Source organism: Pandoraea sp. PE-S2T-3, from assembly GCF_002179965.1.
In the GTDB taxonomy this organism is placed as follows: domain Bacteria; phylum Pseudomonadota; class Gammaproteobacteria; order Burkholderiales; family Burkholderiaceae; genus Pandoraea.
In genome coordinates, this window is sequence record NZ_NGUQ01000008.1 from 43,888 (window position 1) to 54,658 (window position 10,771).

10 protein-coding genes are annotated in these 10,771 nt (G+C 64.1%); 3 read left to right on the plus strand and 7 right to left on the minus strand.

The window, feature by feature from the left end; all coding sequences use genetic code 11:
* Positions 1–18: 18 nt before the first annotated feature.
* From CDV46_RS05905 to CDV46_RS05920, 4 genes are all read right to left on the minus strand, one after another.
* On the minus strand, positions 19–1,188 hold the full coding sequence (locus CDV46_RS05905; protein WP_087722057.1) for a hypothetical protein: 1,170 nt from the start codon (positions 1,186–1,188) through the stop codon (positions 19–21).
* Between the two features lie 42 nt (positions 1,189–1,230).
* Positions 1,231–1,608 (minus strand): hypothetical protein, encoded by a 378-nt coding sequence (locus CDV46_RS05910; protein ID WP_087722058.1) that lies wholly within the window; start codon positions 1,606–1,608, stop codon positions 1,231–1,233.
* A 259-nt stretch (positions 1,609–1,867) separates the two neighbouring features.
* Positions 1,868–2,755: a prolipoprotein diacylglyceryl transferase gene (gene lgt / locus CDV46_RS05915; RefSeq protein WP_087722059.1), complete on the minus strand. Its 888-nt coding sequence runs from the start codon at positions 2,753–2,755 to the stop codon at positions 1,868–1,870.
* Between the two features lie 179 nt (positions 2,756–2,934).
* The gene (locus tag CDV46_RS05920; protein WP_087722060.1) at positions 2,935–3,879 is read right to left on the minus strand and encodes a LysR family transcriptional regulator; all 945 of its coding nucleotides are present in this window, start codon (positions 3,877–3,879) and stop codon (positions 2,935–2,937) included.
* Between the two features lie 178 nt (positions 3,880–4,057).
* On the opposite strand from CDV46_RS05920, the gene ilvD (CDV46_RS05925) reads away from it, so the two are divergent.
* From ilvD (CDV46_RS05925) to CDV46_RS05935, 3 genes are all read left to right on the plus strand, one after another.
* Positions 4,058–5,935: a dihydroxy-acid dehydratase gene (gene ilvD / locus CDV46_RS05925; RefSeq protein ID WP_087688684.1), complete on the plus strand. Its 1,878-nt coding sequence runs from the start codon at positions 4,058–4,060 to the stop codon at positions 5,933–5,935.
* A gap of 139 nt (positions 5,936–6,074) precedes the next feature.
* The gene (ilvD, locus tag CDV46_RS05930; RefSeq protein WP_087722061.1) at positions 6,075–7,748 is read left to right on the plus strand and encodes a dihydroxy-acid dehydratase; all 1,674 of its coding nucleotides are present in this window, start codon (positions 6,075–6,077) and stop codon (positions 7,746–7,748) included.
* A gap of 261 nt (positions 7,749–8,009) precedes the next feature.
* Complete coding sequence (locus CDV46_RS05935) at positions 8,010–8,369, plus strand: c-type cytochrome (RefSeq protein ID WP_249277554.1); 360 nt, start codon at positions 8,010–8,012, stop codon at positions 8,367–8,369.
* Positions 8,370–8,432: 63 nt separating this feature from the next.
* On the opposite strand, the gene CDV46_RS05940 is transcribed toward CDV46_RS05935, so the two are convergent.
* Genes CDV46_RS05940 through CDV46_RS05950 form a run of 3 tightly spaced genes read right to left on the minus strand, consistent with a single transcriptional unit; the run spans position 8,433 to position 10,761 of the window.
* Positions 8,433–8,834 carry a DUF2486 family protein gene (locus CDV46_RS05940; RefSeq protein ID WP_170935992.1) on the minus strand — a complete coding sequence of 134 codons (402 nt, stop codon included), beginning with the start codon at positions 8,832–8,834 and terminating at the stop codon, positions 8,433–8,435.
* A 2-nt stretch (positions 8,835–8,836) separates the two neighbouring features.
* Positions 8,837–9,253, minus strand: a complete 417-nt coding sequence (locus CDV46_RS05945; RefSeq protein ID WP_087688687.1) for a DNA polymerase III subunit chi — start codon at positions 9,251–9,253, stop codon at positions 8,837–8,839.
* Positions 9,250–10,761, minus strand: coding sequence for a leucyl aminopeptidase (locus CDV46_RS05950; protein ID WP_087688688.1), 1,512 nt, complete (start codon positions 10,759–10,761; stop codon positions 9,250–9,252). The genes CDV46_RS05945 and CDV46_RS05950 overlap by 4 nt, the downstream gene beginning before the upstream one ends.
* Positions 10,762–10,771: the final 10 nt, after the last annotated feature.

The following is a 10,771-nucleotide window of genomic DNA, read 5'->3' on the forward strand; positions in this document are numbered from 1 at the left end:
CCCCGTGGCATGGCGCGGCTATCTGGAGCTGCCAGCGTCCGCGAGCACAGCCGTACGGATCACGTTGAGAAGTCGTCCGTAGTTGTCGTCTCGCTGCAATGGCCCGCTGAGTGCGCCGGCAACCTTTTCATACGAAACGACCAGGGCGCTGCCATCGATCAGCTCTGGAATCGCCTGGCGCTCGCGGCCGCAGGCAATCGTGAGCAACAGGCTGCGTATGAGATGGTTAAACGAGGCCAGCTTCACAACAGAATCGGGCTTGCCTCGTTTGAGCGCTTCTGAGTACTCACTGAGGTCGGCAACCTCGAGAAGCGCGTTGACTGGCGGGTAGAGGTTGGCGATCACTTGGCCATCAACGCACTGCAAATCGTCATCCCAGTTCGCGACGATATGGCCGAACTCGTGAAACACGATATCCGCGAGGTGAGTTCTCGCGACATGGTGAGCGAGGGTGTGAGCGTCGTGTGCCTGCACGGCCGCGACCCGGCTTCGGTCGATGGCGATGGCGGGAATATCGAAGCGGCCGATGAGATCCACGTCCTCCAACGTTCCGTGGCTCAGTCCGCCTGTGGTGCCGTTGCCCGCGAACTCAACAATCGATATCAACGCCTCGCTGCGCTCAAGGCTTGCCCGAAACGTGGGGGCATTGTCTTCGAGCGCCTGAAGATGAGCGTCGACCAGCCTTTGCGCGTCCCCTGCGTTCGGAACAAAGTTTCTGTAAAGATCGCAAACGGTGTCGCGCTTTTCCGGCGCTTTGAGCACGCTCACTATCGTGTCGAGCTCAGTCTCCAGCGTAGCCGCGATCTCGTCGAAAAGCCGAGAAAGCGGTTTCGCTCCGGGCTCTGTGCGCAATGGTTGAATGGCCAGACACCGTCCGGAAGAAGCGATGCCTGCCGTCCAGGAAACGCCTTTGACGTCGCGGATCTTGCCGTCGAAATCGCGCTTCAGGTTCGTCAGGCGCTCGCTCATCTCGAACCAGTGGAACTCGGTACTGTCCGGCATCGCGCGTCTTGCTTCGACGTTCTGCACCCATCGCTCGCCTTGCTGTTGCGCAATATCGAACGCGTAATGGGCGCCTGCAACGCTCGCCATGCCGAACCAGCCGTTTCCCGGGTCGAAGCACTTCACGAATGAGGATTCAATGGTCTGCGCGGGCACGGCGTCATCGCACGAATGCGACAGATCCACGTCGCAAACGCCGCGCGACAATTTGCCGGGCGTTAGCTCCACTCAGACGACTGACGGATAGGCACGCTCACCGCGCTCGAACGCCAGAAGCAGATGCGCGGTCTGCGCTGGCACGTCGCCACGATCCTTCGGCTGGCTCAAACGTGCGCTGGCCGTTCTGTCGAACGTCCAATAGCTCGGCATTTCTTCCTTGGCCAATGCGCCCGGCGCCCGTGCCGCCTCCTGTCCGCACGCGAGACCCGGCCTTGGATAACCTTGCCGGAGCGCTTGCCTGACCGACGTCAGATCGCTTGCCATCGTCTGGCCAGACCTGCTGTCCGTCGCGCGTACGTTCCCCTGTCCGATCGCGTGGCCCGGCTTCGCGTACGGCGCCAAGCCGTGCACGTGAGCAGCACCTGTGCCCGTCAATTTGGGTTTCATTCCGATGTCCTCGCTTCAATTCGCCATTGCAGCGCTCAGGTCGCAACAATGACGAGAAAGTAAGCAGCGTCACGGATCGCCGCTTTGCGAGAACGGTTCACTAGTTTTCGAATTCATGCCGCAAGGGATTTCGCTTGCGAAAATGGGCTCGAATTCCCCTAAAACCAGCCTCGAGCGCAAAAAAAAGGGCCGCCAGTGACACCACTGGCAGCCCTTTTGGATTTTCCACTGCGGTCAGCCGACCGCGCAAAATTCGCCGCTATGCGACCGATGGCGCGGCGCGTCGATGCGCCCACACCAGCATGATCACGCCCGCGACAATCATCGGCAGCGAGAGCCATTGGCCCATCGACAACCCGAACGACAGCAGGCCAAGGAACGAATCCGGCTCACGGGTGAATTCGGCAAGGAAGCGGAACAGCCCGTAGCCCACGAGGAACATGCCGGAGACCGCGCCCACCGGACGCGCCTTGCGTGCAAAGAACCACAACAGCAGGAACAACGCCACGCCTTCAAGCGCGACCTCGAACAACTGCGACGGGTAGCGCGGCAACCCATGGAATTGTGCGAACACCATCTGCATCGCACTATCGGCCATCGCCTGCGGGTGGGCCATCGCCCACTGCGCATCTTCGGCCGCCGCTTGCGGGAACAGCATCGCCCAGCGCGAATCGGGGCTCGTCACCCGGCCCCACAGCTCACCGTTGATGAAGTTGCCCAGACGCCCTGCCGCCAGCCCCAGCGGAATCATCGGCGCGATCAGATCGGTGCCTTCCAGCAGCGAATGACCGCGGCGGCGTGTGAACAGCCACATCGCCACCAGCACGCCAAGGAAGCCGCCGTGGAAGGACATGCCCCCTTCCCACACCTTGAAGATATCGAGCGGGTTTGCCAGATAGAACGACAGCTTGTAGAAAATCACATAGCCCAGCCGTCCGCCGAGAATCACGCCGATCACGCCGTAGAACAGCATGTCGTCGAGATCCTGCGCCTTCCAGCCTTGCGCGGCAATTGACGGCTGGCGCACGCGCAAGCGTCCGACCAGCAGGAAGAGAATGAAGCCGACCAGATACATCAGGCCGTACCAGCGGATGGCGAGCGGGCCGAGATGAATCGCGACCGGGTCGAATTGAGGATGAATCAGCATGGATCAGAAGATAGGGATTCGTGAACAAAAGTTCCGAAAATTTCCGTGAACTCGCGCGCCGCCATTCACAAAAAAGCGGTGCCGCCGCGTCATGACACACAGATTCCGGCGTGCCGTCGGATGGCCTGCACAATACCACGAGCCATAGGGGGGAACAGGGGGAATAGGGGGAACAGGCCCTAGTCCACCAGCGTTGCGCCGGGCGGTGTTTGTGCCACACCGCGCGCCGTTTCGAGAAAGCCTTCGAGCACTGGCGTGACTTCCGCCGTGCGCCAGAGCAGCCCCGTCTCGATCAGCGCACTGGTCTCGCGCAGGGCACGATACTCGACGCCCGTGCGACGCAGATGACACAGCGACTGCGGCACCAGCGCCACGCCCATACCCGCCGAGACGAGACTCACGATCGTCTGCATCTGAATGGCTTCCTGCCCGACACGCGGCGTCAGCCCCAATGCCCCGTAACAGCCCATGATGATGTCGTAGAACGCCGGGGCCACACGGCGCGGGAAGATCACCAGCGGCTCGTCGGCAAAGTCCGTCAGGCTGACGGGCTCGTTCGGCTCGTTCGACGGCTTCGCCCCGCCCCGCCGATCCCCCCGCCCCGCCGGCAACGCCAGCATCAGCGGCTCGCGCATGATCGGCAGGTACGAGAGCTCGTTCGCGAAACGCGCGGGCACGGGCGGGATGAAGAGGCCCGCGTCGATCCGGCCGTCCATGAGCGCCTCGACCTGCACGTCGCTGGTCGCCTCGAGCAATTGCAGCCGCACGCGGGGATAGCGCTCGCCGAATTCGCGCAGCAGCGGCGGCAGGATGCCGTAGTCCGCCGTCGACACGAACCCGAGCGATAGCGTCCCGACCTCGCCGTGCGCCAGCCCCTGCGCCAGTGCGGGCAGCGCCTCGGCGTCGGCGAGAATGCGCCGCACCTCGGGCAGCAACTGCCGCCCGACCGCCGTGAGCTCCACCGAGCGGTTCGTTCTCACGAACAACGGGGCGCCGAGCGACGCCTCCAGCGCCCGAATCTGCTGAGAGAGCGGCGGCTGGGTCATCGCCAGACGCTGTGCGGCACGGCCGAAATGACGCTCTTCGGCCACCGCCACGAAATACCGAAATTGACGCAGATCCATGATATGTTTTTCGACCTAATCCGAGTCAAATAATATATTTGACAAGCATCCAAGGAAAGACGAATCTTAACGTCCAATTCAGTCCGGCCAAAGCCCGCTTGGATGCGTGGCTGCCCAAAAGCCGGACGACTCGCCTGACCATTCTTTACCCACAAACACTGCGTTTCACGAGACGACCATGCCTCACTACCGTTCCCGCACCTCCACCCACGGCCGCAACATGGCCGGTGCCCGCGCGCTGTGGCGCGCCACCGGCATGACCGACGAAGACTTCGGCAAGCCGATCATCGCCGTGGTGAATTCCTTCACGCAGTTCGTGCCGGGCCACGTGCACCTGCGCGATCTGGGCGCCGTCGTCGCCAAGGAAATCGAGGCTGCCGGGGGTGTCGCCAAGGAATTCAACACCATTGCCGTCGACGACGGCATCGCCATGGGTCACGGCGGCATGCTCTATTCGCTGCCGTCGCGCGAACTGATCGCCGACTCGGTGGAATACATGGTCAATGCGCACTGCGCCGACGCCATGGTCTGCATCTCGAACTGCGACAAGATCACCCCGGGCATGCTCATGGCCGCCATGCGCCTGAACATCCCCGTCGTGTTCGTCTCGGGCGGCCCGATGGAAGCCGGCAAGGTCAAGTCGGGCGACGGTCAGGTGATTGCCAAGATCGATCTGATCGACGCCATGATCAAGGCCGCCGATCCGAAGATCAGCGATGCGGAAGTGGCCGAAGTCGAGCGCAGCGCCTGCCCGACGTGCGGTTCCTGCTCGGGCATGTTCACGGCCAACTCGATGAACTGCCTGACCGAAGCCATCGGCCTCGCGCTGCCGGGCAACGGCACCATCGTCGCCACGCACGCCTGGCGTCGCGGGCTGTTCGAGCAAGCCGGCCGCCTCGTGGTCGACCTGTGCCGCCGCTACTATCAGGAAGAAGACGCCTCGGTGCTGCCGCGCAACATCGCCACCAAGGCGGCGTTCGAGAACGCCATGACGCTCGACGTCGCCATGGGCGGCTCGACCAACACCGTGCTGCACTTGCTGGCCGCCGCACAGGAAGCCGGTGTCGACTTCAAGATGGCCGACATCGACCGCATCTCGCGCAACGTGCCGTGCCTGTGCAAGGCCGCCCCGGCGACCGACAAGTACCACATCGAAGACGTGCACCGTGCCGGCGGCATCATCGGCATTCTGGGTGAACTGGCGCGCGCTAACCTGCTCGACACCTCGTGCGGCAACGTGCACAGCGGCACGCTCGGCAACGCCATCGCCAACTGGGACGTGGCTGCCAGCGCCGAGAAGGTGAACGACAAGGCGCAAACGTTCTACAGTGCCGCCCCGGGTGGCGTGCCGACGACCGTGGCATTCAGCCAGTCGTCGACGTACGCGAGCCTCGACGTGAATCGCGAAACCGGTTGCATCCGCGACCTGGAACACGCCTACACCAAGGACGGCGGTCTGGCCGTGCTGTACGGCAACCTCGCCGAAAAGGGCTGCATCGTGAAGACGGCAGGCGTGGACGAATCGCAATGGGTCTTCACCGGCCGTGCGCGCGTCTATGAAAGCCAGGACGACGCCGTCGAGGCCATTCTCGGCGACAAGGTGCAAGCGGGCGACGTGGTCGTGATCCGCTACGAAGGTCCGAAGGGCGGCCCGGGCATGCAGGAAATGCTGTACCCGACGTCGTACCTGAAGTCGAAGGGGCTGGGCAAGACCTGCGCGTTGTTCACCGATGGCCGTTTTTCGGGCGGTTCGTCGGGCCTCGTGATCGGTCACGCCTCGCCGGAAGCGGCCGAAGGCGGCACCATCGGTCTGGTGGAAGACGGCGACGTGATCGAAATCGACATCACGCAGCGCAAGATGCATCTGGCCGTGTCCGACGAAGAACTGGCGCGTCGCCGTGCCGCCATGGAAGCGCGTGGCGACGAGGCATGGCAGCCGATCGGCCGCGAGCGCGTGGTGTCGCAGGCTCTGCAAGCTTATGCAGCGCTGGCGACGTCGGCCGATCGCGGCGCCGTGCGCGACCTGTCGCAACTGAAGTTGGCCAAACGTGGCTGATTTCGCACTGGCACCCTGACGTAAGCCACACGGCGCGCCCCTTCCGGAGCGCGCCGTTTTTGCATCTGACGTGTGATACAACAACGCATGTGTCTGCGTAACCCAAGCGGCGCATCCCCACAGGACAGAGGAGACAGTCATGGCATTCAACCGTCGTTCGCGCAACGTCACGCAAGGCGTGGCCCGCTCGCCCAACCGCTCGATGTATTACGCGCTGGGCTACAAGGAAGAAGACTTCGACAATCCGATGATCGGTGTGGCCAACGGCCACTCGACGATCACGCCGTGCAACGCCGGCCTGCAACGCCTCACCGACGCCGCCGTCGAGGCCATCAGAACGCATCAGGCCAACCCGCAGACCTTCGGCACGCCGACCATCTCCGACGGCATGTCGATGGGCACCGAAGGCATGAAGTACTCGCTCGTGTCGCGTGAAGTCATCGCCGACTGTATCGAGACGGCCGTGCAGGGGCAGTGGATGGATGGCGTGGTCGCCATCGGCGGCTGCGACAAGAACATGCCGGGCGGCATGATTGCACTGGCCCGCATCAACGTGCCGGGCATCTATGTCTATGGCGGCACGATCAGGCCGGGCAACTGGAAGGGCAAGGACCTGACCATCGTCTCGTCGTTCGAGGCCGTGGGCGAGTTCACCGCCGGGCGCATGACCGAGGCCGACTTCAAGGGCATCGAGAAGAACGCGTGTCCGTCGACCGGTTCGTGCGGCGGCATGTACACCGCCAACACGATGAGTTCGTCGTTCGAGGCACTCGGCATGTCGCTGCTGTATTCGTCGACGATGGCCAACCCCGATCAGGAGAAAGTCGACTCGGCGGCCGAATCGGCGCGCGTGCTGATCGAGGCAGTGAAAAAGGACATCAAGCCGCGCGACATCATCACCCGCAAGTCCATCGAAAACGCCGTGGCCCTCATCATGGCCACGGGTGGCTCAACCAATGCCGTGCTGCACTATCTGGCGATTGCACATGCGGCTGAAGTCGAATGGTCCATTGAGGATTTCGAGCGCGTGCGCGCCCGCGTGCCGGTCATTTGCGACCTGAAGCCGTCGGGCAAGTATGTGGCGACCGATCTGCACAAGGCCGGGGGCATTCCGCAAGTGCTGAAGCTGTTGCTCGATGCCGGGCTGCTGCATGGCGACTGCCTGACCATCACCGGCCGCACGATTGCGGAAGAACTGAAGGATGTGCCGTCAGTGCCGCGCGCCGATCAACATGTGATCTACCCGATCGACAAGGCGCTCTACAAGGAAGGCCATCTCGCGATCCTCAAGGGCAACCTTGCCGAAGACGGTGCCGTCGCCAAGATCACTGGCCTGAAGAACCCGGTCATCACCGGACCAGCCCGCGTGTTCGACGACGAGCAAAGCGCGATGGACGCGATTCTTGCCGACAAGATCAAGGCTGGCGACGTGCTCGTGCTGCGCTACCTCGGCCCCAAGGGCGGGCCGGGCATGCCGGAAATGCTGGCGCCGACGTCGGCGATCATCGGTAAGGGCCTCGGCGAGTCGGTCGGCTTCATCACCGACGGGCGGTTCTCGGGCGGCACGTGGGGCATGGTGGTCGGCCACGTCGCGCCGGAAGCATTCGTGGGCGGCACCATCGCACTGGTGCAGGAAGGCGACTCGATCACCATCGATGCGCACAAACTGGTGTTGCAACTGAACGTCGCGGACGATGAACTCGCCAAACGCCGCGCGGCATGGAAGGCCCCTGCGCCCCGCTACACGCGCGGTGTGATGGCAAAGTATGCCGCGCTGGCACAACCGGCGAATAAGGGTGCCGTGACGGGCTGACGCGTGACGTTTGCGCGCGAGGGTCGTGATGACGACTGTCGCGCGGCGGCATCCTTGCAGCGGATTGCGGTATAGCGGTATTGCGGTATTGCGGCACGTTTTGCCTGCCCGGCAGACGTGCCGTTTTCATTGGGCAATCACGGGTAAAGGGGGGTGTCGGCCGCCGCCGTATAATGGCGCGTCGATGCGCCCTGCGCCACAGCTTCCCATCACTATCACGCAGCCTCGCATCGCGATCCGTCAACGATCGGGGAGTAGCACATGAAGGATTCAGGCGACAAAATCGCCGTAGTGGTTGCAGGCCTGCTGATGACGCTGCTCGCGCTGGTGCCGCCGAGTGCGGCCGCCCAGACGTCGGCGACCGATCAGGCCATGCTGAAGCTCGCACGCGAGCGCAACTGCATGACATGCCACGCGGTCGAGCGCATGCTGCTGGCGCCGGCTTATCGCGACATTGCCAAGCGCTACGCCGGGCAGAACGGCGCGGTGGAAAAACTCACCCAATCGATTTCGGACGGGAGTCGCGGTACGTGGGGCAATATTCCGATGCCCGCCAGTCCGCAACTGGCACCGGGCGAGGCCGAGCGCCTTGCCCGCTGGATTCTGGGCTTTATCCGCTGAGCGCGGGCACAGGGCCTGAGGCAACGCGGCGTTACGACCAAAGGCCAGCCGCCCTCCACCCTCTCAGCCCTGCGAGCGGGCCTGCTTCGCCACTTCCTCGATGACCGCCTGCCGGATGCGATCCGGCAGTTGCACTTGTAACGCGTCGGCCACCTGTTTGCCGATAAGTTGCACGAGCCACGACGTCTGATCGATCAGCGCGTCGTGACAGCGACGTTCCACCAGCGTTGTGATCTCGTCGGCCAGTTGCAACGTCAGCCGCGCACTCACGCGCTCGGCGAAAACCGCCACATCCGCCGGTACGCCCTGCTCGGCAGCACGCTGCCCGCCAGCGCCCCCGGCGGCCGACACCGACGCCGCTCTCGATTCGTTCGATGGGATCGTCGGTGGCACCTCGTCGCCGGGCGCGAGCACTTCGGTCAGCGTGGGGATGCCGGGGTCGTTGCGCTCGGGCTCATGCGTCACGGTCAGCCTCGTTGGTCGTAGTTGTTCAGGGTATAGCCGCGATCGCGGTAGAAACGGTAACGCTCCCGGGCGCCGGCCAGATCCTCGGGCGCATCGCCCACGATCTCCACCACCCGTTCAAACCGTGCAAAGTGCGTCGGCACAGCATTGGCCAGATTGAGCAGCACCTGATGGTGTTGCGCTTCTTCGTCCGGCCCGGCCAGCACGACGGGCGTCTTCGCCGCCTCATCGTCACGCGTGAAGCAGTGCGGGACAAACTCCAGCGGCGAGAACGTCCACAACGCCTGATCGAACGCCCGCAGCACGTCGGGTTCACCGACGACCACGAGCGTCTGCCCGGCCAGATAGACCTTGCGCGCGAACCGGCACGCGTAATCGAGCCGGTTCGCCACGTGGGTATGAAAATCGACGCGGGTCACCGGGCCTCGCGATCGATCAGGAACTGCGTGAGCAACGGCACCGGACGACCGGTCGCGCCCTTGGCCGCACCGCTCTTCCATGCCGTACCGGCGATATCCAAGTGCGCCCACTCGTACTTTTCGGTGAAGCGTGCCAGGAAACAGGCGGCAGTGACGCTACCCGCCGGACGCCCGCCGATGTTCGCCATATCGGCGAAGTTCGACTTCAGCTGCTCCTGATATTCGTCTTCGACCGGCAGACGCCAGGCGGTGTCGCCCGTCGTACGGCCGGCAGCCACGAGTTCGTCGGCGAGCGCGTCGCTCTTCGAGAACAGGCCCGAATTCACATGGCCCAGCGCGATGATGCAAGCGCCCGTCAGGGTTGCCACGTCGATCACGGCAGCCGGCTTGAAGCGTTCGGCATAGGTGAGCGCGTCGCACAGGATCAGGCGGCCTTCGGCATCGGTATTGAGTACTTCGATGGTCTGACCCGACATGCTGGTCACGACATCGCCCGGCTTGGTGGCTTGCGCGCCCGGCATGTTTTCCGTGGCCGGCACCACCGCGATCACGTTGAGCTTGAGGCCCATCTCGGCGACGGCACGAATCGTGCCCAGCACCGACCCTGCGCCGCACATGTCGTATTTCATCTCGTCCATGCCCTCGCCCGGCTTGAGCGAGATGCCGCCCGAGTCGAAGGTCACGCCCTTGCCCACCAGCACGATCGGGGCCTGCTTGGCAGGGCCGCCCTCATACTTGAGCACGATGAACTGGGGCGGCTGGACCGAACCGCGCGACACCGACAGGAACGACCCCATCTTGAGCGCTTCGATCTGCTTCGGCCCGAGGATCTCTGCCTTGAGCTTGAACTCGCGGGCCAGCTTGCGGGCCGTGTCGGCCAGATACGTCGGCGTGCACACGTTGCCCGGCAGGTTGCCCAGGTCCTTCGTGAGCGACATGCCGTTGGCGATGGCCTCGCCGCGCTTGGCAGCCAGCTTGGCGGCCTTCAGGTCTTCCGGGGCGACGGCGAACACGATCTTGCGCAGCGCCACATTGGCCGGCTCGACCTTGCTCTTCATCTGGGTGAAGCGGTAGGTGGCGTCGCGCAGCGCGAGCACCGAGGTGCGCACGGCCCACGCGGCGTCCTGCTTGGCCACCTTGGTTTGCGGCAGCGTCCACAGGGCGTCGGCAGCGCGCGAGGCCAGCACGGCACGCACGGCGGCGCGCGTGGCATCGTTGAAACCCTTTTGCGAGAGCTGGTCTTCGCGGCCCAGGCCGACGAAGAGCACGCGTGCGGGGCTCCAGCCTGCGACTTCGTGCAGCATCAGGGTGCTGCCGAGCTTGCCGTCGAGTTCGCCACGCTTGACCATGCGGGCGAGCAGGCCCTTGCTGGCGGCGTCGAGCGCCTTGGCGAGGCCCGCGAGCGGCTGTTGCTCGAATACGCCGACCACCAGGCATTCCGTCTTCGCATTGGCGAGATCGGCCAGGCCGGTCTTGGTCGAATCGAAGGCTTTTGTGCTAAAGTCCATCGCGCTTTCC